Source organism: Cupriavidus basilensis, from assembly GCF_000832305.1.
GTDB lineage: Bacteria > Pseudomonadota > Gammaproteobacteria > Burkholderiales > Burkholderiaceae > Cupriavidus > Cupriavidus basilensis_F.
In genome coordinates this window covers 2289547-2309077 of the sequence record NZ_CP010537.1, presented here as the reverse complement: position 1 = coordinate 2309077, position 19531 = coordinate 2289547, and the positions used below count along the sequence as shown (strand labels likewise).

Annotated in this window: 14 protein-coding genes; all 14 read left to right on the top strand. The window is 67.1% G+C overall.

What is annotated here, in order from left to right; genetic code table 11:
- The first annotated feature begins 254 nt into the window (after positions 1 to 254).
- The 14 genes from RR42_RS30870 (at position 255) to RR42_RS30805 (ending at position 19451) form a co-directional block, all read left to right on the top strand.
- Positions 255 to 2081, top strand: a complete 1827-nt coding sequence (locus RR42_RS30870; protein ID WP_043355616.1) for a DUF2138 domain-containing protein — start codon at positions 255 to 257, stop codon at positions 2079 to 2081.
- A 26-nt stretch (positions 2082 to 2107) separates the two neighbouring features.
- The gene (locus RR42_RS30865; RefSeq protein ID WP_052495091.1) at positions 2108 to 2782 is read left to right on the top strand and encodes a DUF1175 domain-containing protein; all 675 of its coding nucleotides are present in this window, start codon (positions 2108 to 2110) and stop codon (positions 2780 to 2782) included.
- Positions 2783 to 2787: 5 nt separating this feature from the next.
- The gene (locus RR42_RS30860) at positions 2788 to 7539 is read left to right on the top strand and encodes an alpha-2-macroglobulin family protein (protein ID WP_419188896.1); all 4752 of its coding nucleotides are present in this window, start codon (positions 2788 to 2790) and stop codon (positions 7537 to 7539) included.
- 25 nt (positions 7540 to 7564) lie between these two features.
- A complete protein-coding gene (locus RR42_RS30855; RefSeq protein ID WP_043355612.1) occupies positions 7565 to 9298 on the top strand; it encodes a DUF2300 domain-containing protein in 1734 nt (577 codons plus the stop codon).
- Positions 9295 to 10119, top strand: coding sequence for a YfaP family protein (locus RR42_RS30850; protein WP_236702081.1), 825 nt, complete (start codon positions 9295 to 9297; stop codon positions 10117 to 10119). The genes RR42_RS30855 and RR42_RS30850 overlap by 4 nt, the downstream gene beginning before the upstream one ends.
- Positions 10120 to 10205: 86 nt before the next feature.
- Positions 10206 to 11051: a YfaP family protein gene (locus tag RR42_RS30845; protein ID WP_043355611.1), complete on the top strand. Its 846-nt coding sequence runs from the start codon at positions 10206 to 10208 to the stop codon at positions 11049 to 11051.
- 91 nt (positions 11052 to 11142) lie between these two features.
- Complete coding sequence (locus RR42_RS30840) at positions 11143 to 12324, top strand: MGDG synthase family glycosyltransferase (RefSeq protein WP_043355609.1); 1182 nt, start codon at positions 11143 to 11145, stop codon at positions 12322 to 12324.
- A gap of 67 nt (positions 12325 to 12391) precedes the next feature.
- A complete protein-coding gene (locus RR42_RS30835; protein WP_043358240.1) occupies positions 12392 to 12868 on the top strand; it encodes a hypothetical protein in 477 nt (158 codons plus the stop codon).
- Positions 12869 to 13035: 167 nt separating this feature from the next.
- On the top strand, positions 13036 to 14154 hold the full coding sequence (locus RR42_RS30830) for an acyltransferase family protein (RefSeq protein WP_052495090.1): 1119 nt from the start codon (positions 13036 to 13038) through the stop codon (positions 14152 to 14154).
- 278 nt (positions 14155 to 14432) lie between these two features.
- Positions 14433 to 15671 carry a GTP cyclohydrolase II gene (locus RR42_RS30825; RefSeq protein WP_043355607.1) on the top strand — a complete coding sequence of 413 codons (1239 nt, stop codon included), beginning with the start codon at positions 14433 to 14435 and terminating at the stop codon, positions 15669 to 15671.
- Complete coding sequence (locus RR42_RS30820; RefSeq protein ID WP_043355605.1) at positions 15668 to 16990, top strand: URC4/urg3 family protein; 1323 nt, start codon at positions 15668 to 15670, stop codon at positions 16988 to 16990. The genes RR42_RS30825 and RR42_RS30820 overlap by 4 nt, the downstream gene beginning before the upstream one ends.
- An 88-nt stretch (positions 16991 to 17078) precedes the next feature.
- Entirely contained in the window at positions 17079 to 17738 is a 660-nt protein-coding gene (upp, locus tag RR42_RS30815; protein WP_043358238.1) for a uracil phosphoribosyltransferase, read from the top strand.
- A complete protein-coding gene (locus RR42_RS30810; RefSeq protein ID WP_043355603.1) occupies positions 17738 to 18454 on the top strand; it encodes a TetR/AcrR family transcriptional regulator in 717 nt (238 codons plus the stop codon). The genes upp and RR42_RS30810 overlap by 1 nt, the downstream gene beginning before the upstream one ends.
- Complete coding sequence (locus RR42_RS30805) at positions 18444 to 19451, top strand: BMP family protein (protein ID WP_043355602.1); 1008 nt, start codon at positions 18444 to 18446, stop codon at positions 19449 to 19451. Before RR42_RS30810 ends, RR42_RS30805 begins: the two co-directional genes overlap by 11 nt.
- The last annotated feature ends 80 nt before the right edge of the window (positions 19452 to 19531 follow it).

Genomic DNA, 19531 nt, shown 5'->3' with positions numbered 1-19531 from the left:
GTGGCGAGGCTACGCCTGTGGCCCGCTTCGGCAAAGTACATCTTTGTCATAAGCAAATATCAACCCGGAGAGCCGCCTGGGCAAAGGCACCAGCTCGGAAAGCGCGCTACGCCCGCGGGTGGCGCCGAGCGCGCGGCTGCGCAGGCAGTCACAAAAATTCACGGTGGCTGGGTTGCGGTTTGATTGATGTGCGCGGTACGCTACCGGGTTCGCTGCATCTGTGACGTGCAGTGATCACGATCGTGAAGGGAATCATGAAGATTTCGCGCAAGAGAATCGCGCTTGGCACCGCTGCGCTGGCGATTGCCGCTGGTGTGGCCGTGCAAATGGTCTGGCACCCGTTCGGACGCGCCTGGAAGGGGCAGCCCCGCCAGCTTGAGCTCGATTTCAGCCGCCCCGATGCGCTGGTCGACAGCGAAAGCCTGTCCAGCCTGCCGCGCGATATGCTCCGCGTGCCGCTGTTGCGCGACGTGCTCACCGAAGATTTCGTCAATTATTACGAAGACAACGAAGGCCGCCTGTCTGCCTCGGGCGCATTGCGTCGTATCGCCTTCGAGCACGACCTGGACTGGGGCGATGCGTTGCTCAAGCGCGTGTTCGACGAACCGGGCCGGCTCATGGCGTGGCGTGGCGCCGATGGCACCTTGCGCTACTGGGCGCTGTCGATGGAGCGCAACGGGCTGGCCAAGGTACTGCAGACACTTGGCACGATCGCCCCGGCTGACACGCAGCTGAGCCGTGCCGGTGAAGTCGGCGGCACGCCGCTGTATGCGTTGCGGATCGGCCCGGCGCGCAGCCTGCTGCTGGCGGGCAAGGGCGATCGCCTGGTAGTCCTGTCGGAAGCCGGTATGCTGCTGGACGCCGAAGGCAAGCCCATCGGCGCCCGCGCCAAGGCGGTGGCCGCCTGGCTGTCAGACGATGCCGGCGCGCGCGAGACCCCGCTGCAATCGTTCGCGCTCGACGCCGCCAAGGGCCCGCCCAAGGGCCATCGCGTGCTGGTGGGCGCGAATTACCTCTCGTTTGGCTACCAGGCATTCTTCCCGGGCATCGAAGCGCTGCGTTTCGATTTTGCCGGCGCCGATTCGAAGTCGGACACTAAGTCGGACTCTAAGTCCGATTCCAGGGCCGGCGCCGATGATGCCGCCTGGCACAGCGCTGTGCTGGTCGATGGCGCGCGCCTGCCGGGGGCGTGGAACACGGCCGAACTCTGGAAAGCCTTGCCGGCCGACCCCGCGGCCTGCGCCACGCTGCCGGTGGACTGGCAGGCCGCAGGCAAGATGCTGCAGAAGGTCAGCGGCGGCAAGGACGAACTGGCTACGCAGGTGGCCCAGGCCTTCGAAGGGCCGGCTGCCGTGTGCTGGTACAGCAAGTCGGCGCTGGTGGCGCCGTTGTTCATGGCCCGGGTCAAGTCGGCAGATGCCGCTACCGCGTTGCGTCCGGTGCTGGCGAGCCTGTTCGAGCAAGTGATTGGCGCCTATGAACCCAATGCCGGCACGGAAAAGGGCGCCTATGCACGCCTGCCGGTGCAGAACCGCCAGGGCGCGGGCGGCGCGGTGTTGTGGTCGCGCCCGGTCAGCTCGCCCTACGGCACGCGTGAGGGCAAGGGGGCGCCGTTCGCCGCCCAGCTTTCGGCGGGTGCTTATTTCCCCGTGACGCTGGCACTGGCTGGCAACACTGTGCTGTTCTCGCCTGACGGCGCGTTGGTGGACGACGCGCTGGCGGTGCAGGGCAAGCGTTTCCCCTCGGTGGCCGACACCATGCAGCGCGGCCAGCAGGCCCGTACCGTGCTCAGCTTCACCCCGTCGACGCTGGCGCCGCTGGTGCGCCGCGAAGCCACCAAGGCGTTGCCCGCAGACCAGGAAGCCCTGTTCCTGAATGCGGCGCGCGCCCACCTGTTCCCTAAGCTGAAGACCCTTGCGGCCTACCCGGCGGTCTCGCTGGTGCTGCCTGATAGCTTGCCTTCAGGGCGCGCATGGGTGCCGGTGACCTGGCAGCAGGCAGGCACGCCGCCGCGCGGCGTGCTGGCCGCGGCCCCGTCGGTGGCGCCGCTAGCACCGGCACCGCAAGAGGCCGCGCAGTGATAGCTGTGAGCCGAGGTCGCCGCTCGATGCTGGCGGCGCTGGCGCTGGCGCTTGCCTTGCCCCTGGCCAGCGGCGGTCGGGCCTGGGCATTATCCGGCCTGGCGTCGGACACGCCAGACGCGGATGCGCTCGATGCCTTGCAATCGGCGGCGTTTCGTGCCTGGTTCGTGCGCATCGTCGGCGAGCAGCTGCGCCAGGGCCCGACCCCACGCTGGTACCAGCGCGATTGTGCGGGCCTGGTGCGCTTTGCCGTGGGCGAGGCGCTCAAGGTGCATGACGCGCGCTGGCTGCGCGCCAACGGCATGCAAGGCGGCACCTCGGCCCGCCAGTTGCCGCCGGAGCTTAGCCTGAGCCCGACCCAGCGCACGCTTGGCCAGCGCTGGACCCGCGCCGACGGCAGCACCGGGGCCTATGCCTCCGCCCTGGCCCTGGTGCAGGGCAATAGCCGCTTTGTCGCAAGGAACGTCAACCTGGCGCAGCCCGGTGACCTGCTTTTCTACGACCAGGGCGATGAACAGCACCTGATGATCTGGATGGGCCAGTACCTGGCCTATCACACCGGCACCGTGACCCGTGCCGATAACGGCCTGCGTGCCGTCACCCTTTCCCGCTTGATGCAATGGAACGACTCGCGCTGGCAGCCGCAGGACGGCAATCCCAATTTCATCGGCGTATTCCGTTTCGCCTTTTTGTCGAGGTAAAGACGATGCTTGTCGTCATGACGCGCGCAAGCGCGCTTCTGCGTTCCTCCATCCCCCGCATGCTGCTGGCGCTTGCCTTGCTGGCAGGCACCCAGGCGGCAGGCGCCGCCGAGCGGCCGAGTGTCACGCTCGACACGGTGCCGTCAAGCGGCTATAGCGCCTTTCAAGGGCAGCCGTTCTTCCTGCTGTCGGACGCCAGCTACGGTAGCGACCAGACGGCGCAGGTGCGCCTGGAAGCCCCGGGCCGCGAGTACAAGAGCGAGCTGCAGCGCTACGGCGGCGCCGACATCCTCGTGTACCGGGTTGCCGATCCGATCGCCTTCCTGAAGGCACAAAAAAACCTGCACCGGATCGACGTCAAGGCGAACCACCGCGGCGAAGGGTTGGCCAATACCTTGTCCTACCTGTGGGATAGCTGGTACAAGCAGGCGCGCCGCGCATGGCAGCGCGTGCTGTCGTTCGCGACCCGCAGCAAGGCGGTGGAGGACGCGCCGCAGTTCAGCATGGGCGACCAGATTGCCCAGCCGACCCGCTTCGAGAACAACCCGCAGTACGAGCCGCTCAAGGGCTATGACGTGGTCGAGCGCTTCCGCTACCCGATCTGGGACGCAAAGGAAATCGCGCCGCCCAAGGACGTCAAGCTGGAAGGCAGCAGCAGTGAATTCCTGCCGCGAGACGCGGGCAACGTGATGGTGCCGCTGGGCAAGCTGAAGCCGGGCCTGTACATCGTCGAAGGCATCATTGGCACCTACCGTGCCCATACCTTGCTGTTTGTGTCCGATACCGTGGCCATTACCAAGAGCACCGGCAACGGCATGCTGGTCTGGGCCGCGCAGCGCAAGAGCGGCCGCCCGGTTGCCGGCGCCAGCCTCGCCTGGACTGACGGCCTCGGCGTGCTCCAAAGCGCCACCACTGGCACTGACGGTGCGGCAGATCTGGCCCACACCAGCCCGGAGCGCAGCTACCTGCTGGGCGTGGACCCGGCCGGCGGCGCGTTTATCTCGGAGAACTTCTACTACGACAGCGAGATCTACAACACCAAGCTGTACGCCTTCACCGACCGGCCGCTGTACCGCCCCGGCGATGAAGTCCGGGTCAAGTTCATCGGCCGTAGTTTCCGCAATGCCACCGAATCCGGCCCGGCGGCGCCCGGTGATATCAAGCTGGAGGTGCTGGACCCCAACGGTGCGCCGCTGGCCTCGGTCGCCGCCGCGCTGGCCGCGGACAACGGCGCCGACGCGCGCTTCACGCTGCCCGCCAATGCCCTGGCCGGCGGCTATACGCTGCGCTTCGACTACGGCGGCAACACCTACGGCGGTGCCTTCCGCGTGGCCGAGTACATCAAGCCGCATTTCGACGTGAATCTTGCGTTGGACAAGGCCGACTACGCCACCGGCGAGGTGGTCAAGGGCAAGATCCAGCTGCGCTATCCCGACGGCAAGCCGGTCAAGGACGCCAGGCTGTCCGTCAGCCTGCGGGCGCAGCAGGTGACGATGGTGGAGGGCGAACTGCAGTATGCCGGCCTGTTCCCGGTCAAGCTGGAGCAGCAGGAACTGACCACCGACGGTAGCGGCAATGCCGCGCTGGTGCTGCCTGCCGCCAAGGACCCGAGCCGCTATGTGGTGACGGTGTTCGCCAACGATGGCGCGGCCTATCGGGTCAAGATCACGCGCGAACTGCTGATCGCGCGTGGCGCCACGCCATACAAGCTGACGGCGCCGGCCAACTTCACTAACCCGGGCCAGGGCGTGACCTTCCAGTTGCAGGCCCTGGCCGCAGCCGGGCAGGCATCGGCGCAGGCGCCGGCGAAGTGGGAACTGGTGCGGCTGGAGTCGCGCACCCGCAGCGAAGGCACGCTGAGCCCCGCCGCCAATGGCACCGCGTCGTTCCCGGTCAGGTTCGACCAGCCGGGCTCGTACACGCTCTCCGTCAAGGACGGCGCGGGCAACCTGCTGGCCGCGGCCAGCCACTGGGTGGCGGGCGAGGGCCTGCAGACCGTGCCGGGCAATATCGAGATCGTGTTCGACCGGGACCGCTACCGCATCGGCGACACGGCCGAAGCGCTGGTGACGTTCCCACTCGCCGTCGAGGATGCCTTGCTGACGCTGGAGCGCGACCGGGTGGAGCGGCGCGGCCTGCTGTCCAAGGGCGGCGACTGGCTGTCGCTGGAGAAGGTCACCGACAAGCAATGGCGGGCGCGGATCAAGGTGGGCAACGATTTCAGTCCCAATATGACGTTCTCCGTGCTGTATGTTAAGGACGGCGACTACGTGTTCCAGAACGCCGGCATTGCCGTGGTGCAGCCCACGATCGAGCTGGCGGTCAAGAGCGACAAGCCTGTTTATGCCCCCGGCGAGACCGTCACGCTGGACCTCACCAGCGCCTTCAATGGCAAGCCCGTGCCTGCGAATCTCACCGTCAGCGTGGTGGATGAGATGGTCTACGTGCTGCAGCCTGAAATCGCCCCGAGCATCGTTGATTTCTTCTACCATCCGCGCCGCAACAGCGTGCGCACCACTTCCAGCCTGAATTTCATCGGCTACGACCTCGCAGTGTCGGGCCAGCCCGGCGCCGGTGGCCCTGAGCGCGGCCGCTATAACGAGCGTGGCGTGAAGGTGCTGGAGCGCCCACGCCGGGACGAGAAAGACACTGCCGCGTGGGAGGCCAACCTGCGTACCAGCGCAGACGGCCGCGCGCGCATGAGCTTCACCATGCCCGACTCCCTGACTCGCTGGCGCATCACGGTGCGAGCGATGTCAGGCGACGGCATGGTCGGGCAGCGCACCGCCAGCATCCGGTCCGACAAGGGTCTGTATCTCAAATGGATCGGGCCGCAACGCTATCGCGCCGAGGATGCGCCGCGCATCGACATGGTGGCCTTCAACCAGGGTGAGCAGGAGGTGGCCGCGGACCTCGTGGTGATCGGCGCCGGCCTGAACGTCAACCAGAGCGTGACGCTCAAGCGTGGCGCGAACTACGTGCGCCTGCCGGTTGCGCAGGGCGCTCTGCAGGGTGGCGTGGTCAATGCCGAGATCAAGCTGCAGGGCAAGGTGCTGGACCGCCTGCAGACCACGCTCACGGTCGAGCCCACCGGCTGGCTCTCGCAGCGCGAGCTGACGCTGCCGCTGGCAGGCGCCAATGCCGCGTTCAAGCTGCCCGCGGACGCACAGGACGTGCGCCTGCGCTTCGTCGACGGCGCCGCCAGCCAGTTCGCGCGCGTGGCGGACGACTTGCTGGCTTATCCCTACGGCTGCACCGAGCAGACCGCCAGCCGGCTGATTCCGCTGGCATTGGCCCAGCGCAGCCTGGCCGCCACCGGCGCGGACACGGGCGGTGGCACCCAGGGCATCGACGCGCTGCTGCGCACCCAGCGCCAGCGCCTGGCGCTGCTGGCTGGGGTCAATGGCCAGTTTGGATGGTGGGGCGATACGGTGGGCAATAGCGCGCTGCTGACGGCGTATGCCTATTACGCCGACTGGCTGGCAACGCGCGCCGTCGGCATCAGCCTGCCGCCCGATCACTGGAAGCGCACGCTGGAAGCTTACAAGCAGGCCATGAAGGAGCCGCTGCTGCACCGTGCGCTCGCGCTGTGGTTCATCAACGAGATGGGCCTGCCGGTGGCCACGCAGCTCGGTGGTGTGGCCGGTGAGCTCACTCGCCCCGGCGCCGAGGCGCCTGGCGCGGCCGTGGGAGAAAGCCTGGTATTTGCCGCGCCGGATTCGGCGCAAGGCCGCCGCGTGGCGACGGTGCTGGCCGCGCAGCTCTACAAGCAGATCGGCCAGCCGATGCCGGAAGACCTGGCCAGCGCCGCCGGGGCCGCGCGCCAGACGCTGGCGAGCGATCCTTCGCCGCTGGTGCAGAGCCTGCTGCTGATGGCGGGCAAGGGCGCGGCCGCCTCCGACGTGCAGGCGCTGCTGGCCCGCGCCGGCGCTGCCTCACCGACCATTGACCGGGCCGTGACGCTGGTGTGGCTCAACAAGTCCCTTGGCGGCGGGCTGGGCCGCGGGTTGGCCGGCGAGGGCGATCCCGCGCTGCGCGTGCCGCTGGGCAACTGGAAGGCTGCGCGCAGCCCGCTCGGCCTGCCGGAATGGCGCTGGAGCGGGGCGCAACTGCCCGAGACGCTCGCACTTACCGTGCCGCAGAACATGGATGCGGCCTCGCAGTCGTTCAACACCAATGCCGTGGTGTCCTACCGCAGCCGTGCCCAGGAAGCCTCGCGCCTGCCGATCGGCATCGAGCGCAAGCTCTATCGCCTGGTGCCCATGAGCGATGGCGCAGCGAAGGACGCTAAGCCGGCCGAAGCCGCCGCCGCGGGTACGGCCGGCCTGACCTTCTCGGCCAAGCCGGTCAAGCCAGGCGACAAGCTCGACAGCAACACGCTCTACGTCGATGAGATCGTGCTGAGCCCGCGCCAGGGCACGTACCGCTACGGGCTGGTCGAAGCACCGCTGCCGCCCGGCGGCGAGGTCGAGGGCACGACGTGGGGCCTGCGGATCGACGGTTTGCCCGATCCGGACAACAAGGTCACCGGCCTGCAGCCGTTCCAGCGCGCCGTGACGTACGAGATGGGCATGCTGTCGTATCACCAGCCGGTGGTATCGCTGGAGCGCCCGGTGGTGCTGCGCCAGCTGGTGCGCTTCTCGTTGCCAGGTAAGTTCAACCTGCCCCCGGTGCGCTACTTCCGCATGTACCAGCCGGATGCCAAGGCCCTGCAAGGCGACGGCAAGACGGCGGGTTTCCCCTTGACGGTGGAGTGAGGCGGGCATGAGCAGGGCAGCGTGCATGGCGGCCGGCCGTGCCTGGTGGCGACGGCTTGCGGTGGTGGCCGCCTTGGGCGCGGCGTGCGCCGGGTCCGTGCCGGCTGCCACGCTCGCCCCCGCCGAGCCCCTGCGCTTCGCGCGGCTCGCGGGAGCGGACGCGCAATTGTTTGGCCTCGATGGCAACGCCGCCGCGCCCGCTGCGGCGCCGTTGCCTGCCAGCTTGCAAACGCCGTTGGGCAGCGTGTGGAAGTTGTTCGTCTACAGCTACCTGGTCGGCCGCGACAAGCCATCCAATGACTACACCTGCCGTGGTGGCGACCCGGAGGAGGTTTACTGCTGCACGGCCGGCCAGAGCATCGACCGCGAGCGTGCGCTGATTCAATCCTGCGGACGCTATTTCGAGCCGCGGCGGCTGGGTTTGTCCGCTGCCGACTGGCGCCGTTTCTGGAAGGAGGCAGGCGCGCCCGCGTGGCTGCAGGACATGCAGGCGATGCAGCCGGCTCGCAACGTGGCCGTTGCCGATCTGCTTGCCGGGTTGCATGCCGTGCCCCCCGCCGCGCAACAGGCAGCCGCCGCGACACTGGTCTCGGTACTGACGGTGGGGCGCGGGGAAGGCACGCTGGCCAACTATGGCAGCCTGCTGCGCGCCAAGACATGGACCATGCCGGACCCGGCGCGGCCTGGCGCATCCATCGGCGGCGCGGCCGGCTGGCTTGCCGATGGCAGTCCGGTCTGGCTGGGCGGCCCCGGCGCCAGCGCCAATGTGCTGCGCCGTGCGGCGCCCCGCCTGCAGCCGTTGCTGGCCACCGTGCCGGTGCCCGATGATGGCGCCTGCGTGCTGGTCGACATGTTCGAGCGCTATCCGCTGCGCGATCTGCAAGCCGCCGGTACCGGCAATGGCACCGGCGCAAGTCGCCAGGCCGTGCCGGATGGCCCGCTCAACGGCACCTACCGCGCTGAGTTTGCCAATGGCAACACCCTGCGCGTGGAAAGCCGTGGCGAACTGACGCTGCTGCGCAAGCCCGGCGCCGCGCTGCGCGTGCTGGGCCGTTTGGGCCTCAATGACTACGTGGCGCGGGTTGTCGAGCGCGAGGGCGACACCACCGAGCCCGAGGCCGCCCGCGCCCTGGCGGTGGCTGCGCGCAGCTACCTGATCCAGCAAGCCACGCGCGAGCAAGGCTGTTTTCGTATTGCCGATAGCAGCCGCACCCAGCGTGTGCTGCCGCGTGCACCCACCGCCGCGGCGCGGCGCGCCGCCGATGTGACCGATGCGCTGGTGCTGTCCGGCGTGGCTGTGCGTTATCACCACGACGTGAGCGGCCAGGGGCGCATGGCCTGGCTGGAGGCCCGGCGCGCGGCCGGGCAGGGGCAGGCGTTCGATGCCATCCTGGCGCGCTGGTGGCCTCAGGCCACGCTCACCTCGTTCCAGAGCCCCGTGGCCGGCGATTGCCTGGCGGTGGCCAATGCGCGGCAGTGGCTGGCGCTGCGCGCGCCGCAATGGGAGCGCCGGCTGGCGGCGGAGCCGGGCTATGAAACGCCGCCGCTGCCGGCCGTGTGCGAAGTGCGCGAAGGCCGCCCTTATGCCGACGCGCGCCGCAACCGGCTCTATATCCACCGGCTGGCCAGCGAGGACGACCGCATTGCGCTGGCCCACGAATATCTCCATCTTGCATTTGCCCGCCACCCGCGCGGGCAGGACGAAGGCTTTGTCGAAGCCATGGCGCGCAAGCTGGTACGTACGCAAAACCCATCATGAATCTCACCCGCAATTTGTCCCGCAACTGGCGCCAAGGCGTGCTGGCCCTGGCCTGCGCCGCGGCGCCGCTGGTGACCACCGCCGAGCCGGTTGCCGATCTGGACGGCCCGGTGGGCGGCTGGCGTCACGGCGGCTTGTCCAACGAGCTCGAGCGCTATACCGCCGCTTATCCAAAGCCGCCGGTGGACCGGGGCACGCAGAAGTACCGCACGCTGATCGAGGGGCGCCTGCGCAAGGTCGGCAAGGAGGGCCGCAAGCCGCCGACGCTGGTGGTCAACGGCACGGCCATGCCGCTGTATGCCGACGAGCAGGGGCGCTTCGCGCGGCCGTGGGCGTTTGGCCGTGGCTCCAACAGTGTGGAGATCGTGTCCGCGGATGGCGCGTCGCGCCAGCGCTTGCAGTTCTACGAGGCCGACGGGGCCAAGATCCAGGCCAAGCTGCGCGCGGTGTTGACCTGGGACGATCCCAAGGCCGAGGTCGACCTGCATGTGATTTCACCTGACGGTGGCCATGCCTTCTTTGCCAGCCCCTTGCTGCCGGAAGGGGGCGGTCTGGACGTGGATAGCGTGGATGGTGCGGGGCCGGAGATTTTCTCGAGCGCGGCGCCGCGTCCCGGGGTGTGGTTGTTCTATGTGAACTACTGGGGCAATTTCAACGCCGACGGCTACAACTTCGAGAAAGGCAAGAACGATCGCGACCTGATTACCGCCAAGCTCACGCTGATCTACAACGAGAACACGCTCAATGAAAAGCGTGAGACGCTCGTGGTGCCGCTGCGCAAGCTGGGCGAACTGGCGCTCATGAAGTCGGTGCGTTTCTGATCCGACACGTCGATCAGTCACACTCATAGCCACACTGACGCCTGGCCAGAAAACAGTCGCAAAGAACGCAGGAAGGAACCGTGGATATGCAGCACTCGCCGAAACTAGCATTGATCAGCCTGACCCTGCCGGCACTGTTGCTGGCCGGCGCCGCGCGAGCCGACGATGCCATCGAGTTCACCACGCCGCGCAACGGCTGGCGCAACTCGGCCGGTGACGCTTCGGCCTATACGCAGGAAGTGCATTACCCGGCGGTGTCGGTCTCCACGCGAGCCGGGCAAGCCGCCAGCGCCATGATTGCCGGGCGCATCCGCGCGGCGCCCAAGTCCGAGGCGGATGCCGCGAGCGCCGTGTCGAGCCCCGCACCCGGCGGGCTCGGGCGGCGCGGTGGCGGCTCGGTTGCCACCCTGGTGGTCAATGGCGTGGCGCTGCCGCAGCGGGTCGAGGAGGATGGCCGCTTCTCGCGGCCCTACGCTTTCTCGGGCGGCAGCAACAGCGTGGAGATCCGCAGCGCGCAGGGCGCCAGCAAGCGCGTGCAGTTCTACGACGGCTACCAGGGCAAGACCCGCCCGCGTCTGCGCGTGGTGCTGTCCTGGGACAGCGATCAGACCGACCTGGACCTGCATGTGGTGGCGCCCGACGGCCAGCACACCTTCTATGCGAATCGCGTGGCCAGCAACGGCGGCGCGCTCGATGTCGACGTCACCACCGGCTATGGCCCGGAGATCTATTCGATTGCCGCGCCGCCACCCGGTACCTACCTGGTCTATGTGAACTACTACGGCAGCGGCGCCGGCCCCGAAGCCATTACCGTGGCGCAAGTGGCGCTGATCACCGATGAAAACACGCCCAACGAAAAGCAGCAGGTGTTCCGCGTGCCGATGCGCAAGCCCGGCGAACTGACGCTGATCAAGTCCTTCGTCATGAAGTGAGCACCGCCCCGAAACTCTCCAACGCCCCAGCACCCCAGCGTTCCGGAACCTCCGGGCTTCACCCCGGAAGCCCAATCTCCCCCGAATCCCCATGCAGCAGCAGAAGATCCTGTTCCTCAGTGTTTCCGCCGGCGCCGGCCACATGCGCGCCGCTGAAGCACTGCGCCTGACCGCCGAAGCCGAGTTCCCCGGCGTGCAGACGCTTCACCTGGACGTGATGGAATACGTCCCGGCCACGTTTCGCAAGCTCTACACCGACTTCTACATCAAGCTGGTGAACAGCTATCCGGCCCTCTGGGGCATGCTGTACCAGCACACTTCCGAGGCCGATCCGGCCGCACCGATGCAAAAGCTGCGGCGCGCCGCCGAGCGCCTGAGCACGCGCGCGCTGCGCCGGGCGATCGACGAGTTCGCCCCGGATGCCATCGTCTGCACGCACTTCCTGCCCGCCGAGATCCTGATGCATGAGGTGCGCCGGCAGCGGCTGGCGGTGCCCGTGTGGGTGCAGGTGACGGACTTTGATCTGCACGGCATGTGGGTGATTCCCCATATGACGGGTTACTTTGCCGCCAGCGAGGAAATCGCGTTTCGCATGCGGGCCAGCCGGATCGAGGCTGGCCGCATCCACACCACAGGGATTCCGGTGGTGCCTGCGTTTTCCCACCCGCAGGATCGCCAGGCCTGCGCACAGCATTTCGGGCTCGATCCGGCACGGCGCACCATCATGCTAATGGGCGGCGGGGCAGGGCTCGGCGGCCTTGACGAGGTGGCAGGCGCGCTGATGCGGCTGGACCACGATTTCCAGTTGGTCGTGCTTGCCGGGCGCAACGAGACTGCCCTGGTGCGGCTCAAGACGCTAGCCGCCGCACATCCCGGCCGCCTCTTTCCCTTCGGCTTTACCAACGAGGTGGAACGCCTGATGGCGTGCTCCGATCTTGTCATTACCAAGCCGGGGGGACTGACCACGTCCGAATGCCTGGCGATGGGCGTGCCGATGGTGGTCAATGCGCCGATTCCCGGGCAGGAAGAGCGCAATGCCGATTACCTGCTGGAGCAAGGTGCCGCGCTCAAGGCGGTCGACCTGGTATCGCTCGAATACCGGGTGCGCCTCTTGCTGGCGGAGCCGGCACGGCTCGACCAGATGCGTGCGCGGGCTAGCGCACTGGGGCGACCGGCGGCGGCGCGCCGCGTGCTGGAAACCGTGCTCGGGCAATTGGCGCGGTGTGGCCAGCCAGCCGACCACGGCGGCGCGGCTGCGACGGCGGCGCGTTGAGATGCGCGCGCTGAACCTGTCTTCTTCAACCCGGCGCGCGGGCCAGTCCTATCCGTCGCGCCATCCCATGGTGCTGGTGCTTACCGTGGCTTGGACCCTGCTGCTGGCCTATTTCTTCGCTAACGTGGAGATCCAGATCGAGGGCGCCGCCGGCTGGGCGGCCAACCTGCCCACTTGGCGCATCGAGCATCACTGGCTGCTGGATATTTTCTGGGGCGGACGCCCGATGACGGGGTATCACGCGTGGGTATTCCCCTGCGTGGCGCTGTTCTTCCATTTTTCGCTGGTGTTCGGCGGGCGCTGGAACTGGCGCGCCGAGGCGCGCGTGATCGCTTGCATCATGGTGTTCTGGATCAGCGAGGATTTTCTCTGGTTCGTGCTGAACCCGGCATTCGGGCTAGCGCGCTTTGCGCCGAGTTTCGTGCCCTGGCACATCCACTGGTGGGCCGGCGCGCCTACCGATTATTGGGTTTCGCTGGGCGTGGCGGCGGCGTTGCTCGGGCTGTCATGCAGGGGGCCGGTGGGAAATCGTTACAGTTTTTAGGTAGATGCCGTCAATATGCTGTTTGGTACATATATCGCGGTGCAATGTGTGACCAATACAACGCTTATCGCCATTTTGCGGCGGTGCATCGTGGCCGGTCTTGGCGCCATCCTGTCTCCTGGGAGTAGAATCCGGCCCTTGTGTACTTTGTAGCATTCTTATAACAAATGAGCCCCCGTCCTTCGCGCATGGCGTGCATTGACGCTCTCAAGGCGATCAGTTCACAACTGATCGTGCTGCACCATCTTGCCTTCTATGGCCCCATGTCCGATGCGGCCCATGTGCTGGCGCCCGGCCTGCTCGACTGGTTCTCACAGTACGCGCGCATCGCCGTGCAGGTGTTCCTCGTCATCAGCGGCTTCCTGGCGGCGCGCAGCCTGGCGCCCGGCGGGCATTTGATGGTGCCACGCCCCTTGCAGGCAATCTGGCACCGCTACCAGAAGCTGGTGGTGCCCTATACCGCGGCTATCTTGATTGCCATTGCCGGTGCCGCCATTGCGCGCACCTGGATGCACCACGACTCCATTCCCGGTGCCCCCGGCTTGCACCAGTTCCTGGCGCATGTGCTGCTGCTGCACAACGTGCTGGATTTCGATGCCTTGTCTGCAGGGGTCTGGTATGTGGCCATCGACCTGCAGTTGTTCGCCTTGCTGATGGTGGCGTTGTGGGCGGCCCGCCGCTGCGAGCAATGGTTCGACGTGGGCGGCAGCCCGATGGGCCCACTGGTGGTGGCCGGACTGGCGCTGGCTTCGCTGTTCTGGTTCAACCGCGATGCCACGTGGGATATCTGGGCGATTTACTTCTTCGGCGCTTACGGCTTGGGCACGCTGGCTTTCTGGGCATCCGAGCCTGAGCGTTCACCGGTGGCACTGCTGCTGTTGTGCGCCGTGGTGCTGGCGGCGCTGGCCGTGGATTTCCGGCTGCGCATCGCGGTGGCGCTGGCGATCGCGCTGCTGCTCGGCACGGCGCGCCGTGGCGGTTGGCTTGAGCACTGGCCGCAGGCCCAGTTCCTGGCATTTTTCGGGCGTATTTCCTACTCGGTGTTCCTGGTGCATTTCCCGATTTGCCTGGTGGTGAATGCCCTGGTCTTCCATCTGGCTCCGCAACGGCCCGTCCTCAATGCCCTCGGCATGGTGCTGGCCTGGCTGCTGAGCAACGCTGCGGGGGCCTTGTTCCATCGCTACGTGGAGAGCGGTGCGCCGTTGCGCGCATTGCGCCTGGCGCTGTGGCCTGCTGCCCACGAGCCGGTCCAGCGGCAGCAGGCGGGGCAGCAACGGTCAACCTGACCGACCGATAGCCCCGATAGCCCGATCGCGCTTCCGGTTTATCCGAAGGTACATCCAGCGGCACCCGGCCCTGCTAGTGGCCCGGTGCCGCTTTTACGTGGAGCCTATGCACCAGGACCAGCGCTGGCCACGGCGCTTGCGCACAGGCACGGTGCGCAAGTGGCATCGTGCGGCGTGCAACACAAGGTAGAAACGAGCATTGGGATATGGCACGAAGGTTGCCTACTATGGAATCGTAAACCTGACCGTTTGGTCAGGATTCTCGTCCCGAGGCTGCCATGTCCGATCATATTGTCCTGACCTCGCACGCGCGCCGCGACAAGCCGGCCGAGCCAATCCACTGGGGGGCCGCCACGGCAGCGGAGCGCGGCCCCGTGATCGCAAGCCTGACCAATCCGGCTCAGCGCAATGTGATCGGCACCCATTCCGGCGCATACGCGGTCTACCGCGCGCTGGCGGTGGCCTCCGGCAAGCTGCAGCGAGACCACCGCGCTGATCTCACCGATACCTCGCCGGCTGAGGTCATCGGGCCTCACCCGCAGTGGAGCGACCCGGACAAGATCGTCTCGATGGATCCCTGGGGCCACCTGGTGTCCAGCGCCTTCGGCGACCGGATCGCTGCAGGCATCGACATCCGTCCCTCGATCGCCATAACGCGCGCCCACATCAATATGCCGGAACTGATGGGCGCCATTGCGGCCGGCCGGCTCACACCCGACGGGCAGATCCTCCATGCCAATGGCGACGTGCGGGTCACCAAAGCCGCGATCGATCCGGTCTGGTACCTGCCGGGGCTGGCGCGCCGCTTCGAGATCAAGGAGAGCATGCTGCGCCGCAGCCTGTTCGAGCAGACCAGCGGCATGTTCCCGGAACTGGTCACGCGCCCCGACCTGAAAGTGTTCCTGCCGCCGATCGGTGGCATGACACTGTACTTCTTCGGCGATGTCAGCCAGCTTGGCAAGCCCGAGACCAAGGTGGCCTGCCGCGTGCACGACGAGTGCAACGGCTCGGACGTGTTCGGCTCCGACATATGTACCTGCCGGCCGTACCTGGCCCACGGCATCGAGGTGTGCATCGAGATGGCGCAGCAGGGCGGCGTGGGGCTGGTGGTCTATAACCGGAAGGAAGGCCGGGCGCTGGGCGAGGTGACCAAGTTCCTGGTCTACAACGCCCGCAAGCGCCAGGTTGGCGGCGACCGGGCCGAGACTTACTTCGCACGCACGGAATGTATCGCCGGCGTGCAGGACATGCGCTTCCAGGAGCTCATGCCCGATGTGTTCCACTGGCTCGGCATCAAGCGTATCGACCGCTGGGCTTCGATGAGCAATATGAAGCACGGGGCGCTGACCGCTCAGGGTATCGAGGTGGTCGAGCAGGTCGCGATTCCCGACGCATTGATCCCGGCCGATGCCCGCGTGGAAATCGACGCCAAGGTGGCGGCTGGCTACTTCACGAGCTATACCCCGCCCGACGCGGAAGAACTCGCGCTGGCCAAGGGTAGAGGACTGCACGAATGAACGAGATACCCGAAGCGGGCGGCGTGCGCGGCGCCGCGAATCCCTTCATCAACGGCGAGGATGATGCCGGTGGCTGGGCCAGTCCCGTGCCGCCTGGCCATCCGGCCGCCGCGTTGCTCACCGGGCACGCGGTACGCACCCGCTGCGCTGCCGTGACGGATCATGTGGCAGCCGGCGCGTCCGAGCTGTTTACCTGGCATCCCGAGCGGATCCCGGCAGTGGCCGATTATGTGGCGGCCACCATCCGCCAGCGCTATCCCGACCTCAACGTGCCATACCACAGCCGCTGGCGTCATTTCGAGAGCGGCGGCCCTGGCGAGAAGCTGGACCGCTGGCAGATCCTGTGCGAACGCGGCGGGCTCTCCGGCGAGGCCGACCGCGAGGAACGCGCCCGCATCGGCATCGACCTGGTAATTCCCAGCGTCTTGCTGGATGCCGGCGCGGGCCCGGACTGGCGCTATCGCGATCCCGCCAGCGACCTGTCGCTGACGCGCTCCGAAGGGCTCGGCGTGGCCAGCTTCGACCTGTTCGCGCGCGGCGGCTTTTCCGCCCAGCCGGGCCAGCCGCTGCGCTCCGACGCCGAGCGCCTGATGCGTATCGATGCGTCTTCCATCGCAACCGCATTCCAGGTGGCCCAGCACAACCCGCTGGTGGGCCTGGATGGACGCGCCCGGCTGTTGCGCCGTCTTGGCGAGGTGGCGCAAGCCACGCCAGCGGTCTTTGGTTCGCCGGCGCGGCTGGGTAACCTGTTCGACTACCTCAAGGCGCATGCCAGCTCTGGGCAGATCGAGGCCGGCTTCGTGCTTACCACGCTGCTGGTGGCGCTGGGGCCGGTATGGCCCGGGCGCGTGAGCCTGGACGGCGTGTCGCTGGGCGACTGCTGGCACCACCCGGCCTGTACGGATGGCCTGGTGCCTTTTCACAAGCTGACCCAGTGGCTCACCTACTCGCTGCTGGAACCGCTGGAAGATGCCGGCCTGACCGTGACCGGGCTGGAGGTCCTGACGGGCTTGCCCGAATACCGCAACGGCGGGCTGCTGTTCGATTTCGAGCTGATGGTGCCGCGCGACCCTGGCTTTACTGCCGTGGCGCACACGGTGGATGAGCCGGTTATCGTGGAATGGCGCGCGCTCACGGTGACGGGACTCGACCTCGTGGCCGCGTCGGTGCGCGAGGCGCTCGGGTTGTCGGCCGAGTCGTTCCCGCTGGCCCGCGTGCTGGAGGGCGGCACCTGGGCCGCGGGGCGGCGCATTGCCGCCAAGCGCAGGCCAGGTGGCCCGCCGCCTTTCGCCATCAACAGCGACGGCACGGTGTTCTAGCGGATTTTCCAGACCCGCGCCGCAGCAAACAGCAATCAGCATGAGCAACCAGCAAGTGCTATCCGCTACCGCCCTCCAGGAGCGCATCATGACCGACCTCTCCGCCGTACCGCCCGCCACTGCGTCCGTGATGGTAGTGGATCACCCGCTCGTGCAGCACAAGGTCACGCTGGTCCGCAGCGAAGACACCACCACCGACAATTTCCGCCGGCTGGTGCGCGAGATCAGCCAGTTGCTGACCTACGAGGCAACCCGCGACCTGGCGATGGAGACCATCGCCATCAAGACGCCGATCGCGCCCATGCAGTCGCCGGTGCTCTCTGGCAAGAAGCTGTGCCTGGTGTCGATCCTGCGGGCCGGCAATGGTTTCCTGGATGGCATGCTGGACTTGCTGCCGGCCGCGCGGGTCGGGCATATCGGCCTGTACCGCGACCCGGAAACGCTGGAGCCGATCGAGTACTACTTCAAGATGCCGGAAGACATCCATGAGCGGCTGGTGATCGTGGTCGACCCGATGCTGGCTACCGGCAACTCCGCCATCGCCGCGCTCAACCGCTTGAAGGAGGCCGGCGTGAGCACGCTCAAGTACGTGTGCCTGATCGCTTCGCGGCAGGGTTTGATGGCCTTGCGAGCGGCGCACCCCGACGTAGCCATCGTCACCGCGGCCATTGACGAGGAACTCAACGAGCACGGCTACATCGTGCCTGGCCTGGGCGACGCCGGCGACCGCCTCTACGGCACCAAGTGATGGGAGCGCCGGCTACGGCGCCGCCGCCATGCTTTCCGCCGCCGCGGGAGGTGGCGGGGGGACGCATCCGCCAGGAGAACGAGGCGCTGATCCTGCGCGCGGCCGAGTACGTGTTCGCCCGGGCCGGGTTTGCCGGCGCGACCATGAACGAGATCGCCACGCGCGCCGGCGTGCCGAAGTCCAACCTGCATTATTACTTCCGCACCAAGCAGGCGCTTTATCGGGCCGTGCTGGCGCATACGCTCGCGCTGTGGCTGTCCGAGACCGACATCATCGGCGCGGAGCAGCGGCCCCAGGTGGCACTGGAGCAGTACATCCGCGCCAAGATGCGGCTGTCTGCCAGCCATCCGGATGCCTCGCGCGTGTTTGCCAACGAGTTGCTGCATGGTGCGCCGGAGATCCGCGACGTGCTCAGCGGCGCGCTACGCGCGCTGGTGGCGCGCAAGGCCGGCGTGATCCGGGAATGGATCGCGCGCGGCGAGATGGCCAGCGTCGATCCGCAGCACCTGTTTTTCACGATCTGGGCGGCCACCCAGACCTATGCCGATTTTGAATCGCAAGTTTGCGCCGTGCTTGGGGTGAGCCACCTGGGCCAGCGCGATTATGAACAGGCCACCGACCACCTGGTGCGGCTTTTGCTGCGAGGTTGCGGGCTGGAACCGGCTGGCCTGGCCGTGGAGTTATCGTCAACAAGGGGAGAGAGCCATGAGTTTTGAGGGTAAGCGCAGGTCTTGGTTGAAATTCGCGGCGGCTGCCGCCAGCGTGGCCGCACTTGGTGGCATCGTGCCGGCGCAGGCGCAGGCCAAGCTGAAGGTGGCGGCGGTATACACCGTGCCCGTCGAGCAGCAATGGGTGTCGCGCATTCACAAGGCGCTCAATGAGGCCAAGGCGCGCGGCGAGATCGATTATGTGTTCTCGGAAAGCGTGTCCAATGCCGACTATGAGCGCGTGCTGCGCCAGTACGCGGAGCAGGGCTCGTCGCTGATCCTGGGCGAATCGTTCGCCGTCGAGGCGGCCGCGCGCAAGGTGGCCAAGGACTATCCCAAGACCGCATTCCTGATGGGCTCTTCCGGCAAGCCGCAGGCGCCTAACTTCTCTGTGTTCGACAACTACATCCAGGAGCCGTCCTACCTCACTGGCATGATCGCCGGCGGCATGACCAAGACCAACCATATCGGCATGGTCGGTGGCTACGCCATCCCCGAGGTCAACCGGCTGATGCACGCCTTCATGGAAGGCGCGCGCGAGGTCAATCCCAAAGTGAAGTTCACGGTCAGCTTCATCGGCTCGTGGTTCGATCCGCCCAAGGCCAAGGAAGCGGCCTTCGCCATGATCGACAAGGGCGCCGACGTGCTCTACGCCGAACGCTTTGGCGTATCCGACGCCGCGAAGGAAAAGGGCAAGCTGGCGATCGGCAATGTCATCAACACGCAGCCGCAGTATCCCGCTACCGTGGTGACCTCGGCGCTGTGGAACATGGAGCCCACCGTGGGCGCCGCGCTCGGCAAGGTCAAGGCCGGCCAGTTCAAGAGCGAGGACTACGGCCCTTATTCGCTGATGAAGTTCAAAGGCGCGGAGCTCGCGCCGCTGGGCACGTTCGACGGTAAGGTGCCAGCCGACGTGATGACCAAGGTCAAGGCGAAAGAGAGGGCGATCCTCGATGGCAAGTTTGCGGTCAAGGTGGTGGAAACGGAGCCGAAGTCGTCGCAGTGAGGTGGCCAGAGCCACTTGAAGTGCCCGGCTGCGTTTGCTCCCCTCGCCCGCGTTCGGGCTGGGGGAGCAAGCCGTCGACG

Coding starts and splice junctions, on each gene's coding strand:
- RR42_RS30855 (WP_043355612.1), top strand. CDS start 7,565: ATGGCGGCCGGCCGTGCCTGGTGGCGACGGCTTGCGGTGGTGGCCGCC.
- upp (WP_043358238.1), top strand. CDS start 17,079: ATGACCGACCTCTCCGCCGTACCGCCCGCCACTGCGTCCGTGATGGTA.
- RR42_RS30860 (WP_419188896.1), top strand. CDS start 2,788: ATGCTTGTCGTCATGACGCGCGCAAGCGCGCTTCTGCGTTCCTCCATC.
- RR42_RS30810 (WP_043355603.1), top strand. CDS start 17,738: ATGGGAGCGCCGGCTACGGCGCCGCCGCCATGCTTTCCGCCGCCGCGG.
- RR42_RS30865 (WP_052495091.1), top strand. CDS start 2,108: ATGCTGGCGGCGCTGGCGCTGGCGCTTGCCTTGCCCCTGGCCAGCGGC.
- RR42_RS30830 (WP_052495090.1), top strand. CDS start 13,036: ATGAGCCCCCGTCCTTCGCGCATGGCGTGCATTGACGCTCTCAAGGCG.
- RR42_RS30840 (WP_043355609.1), top strand. CDS start 11,143: ATGCAGCAGCAGAAGATCCTGTTCCTCAGTGTTTCCGCCGGCGCCGGC.
- RR42_RS30835 (WP_043358240.1), top strand. CDS start 12,392: ATGGTGCTGGTGCTTACCGTGGCTTGGACCCTGCTGCTGGCCTATTTC.
- RR42_RS30845 (WP_043355611.1), top strand. CDS start 10,206: ATGCAGCACTCGCCGAAACTAGCATTGATCAGCCTGACCCTGCCGGCA.
- RR42_RS30820 (WP_043355605.1), top strand. CDS start 15,668: ATGAACGAGATACCCGAAGCGGGCGGCGTGCGCGGCGCCGCGAATCCC.
- RR42_RS30825 (WP_043355607.1), top strand. CDS start 14,433: ATGTCCGATCATATTGTCCTGACCTCGCACGCGCGCCGCGACAAGCCG.
- RR42_RS30850 (WP_236702081.1), top strand. CDS start 9,295: ATGAATCTCACCCGCAATTTGTCCCGCAACTGGCGCCAAGGCGTGCTG.
- RR42_RS30805 (WP_043355602.1), top strand. CDS start 18,444: ATGAGTTTTGAGGGTAAGCGCAGGTCTTGGTTGAAATTCGCGGCGGCT.
- RR42_RS30870 (WP_043355616.1), top strand. CDS start 255: ATGAAGATTTCGCGCAAGAGAATCGCGCTTGGCACCGCTGCGCTGGCG.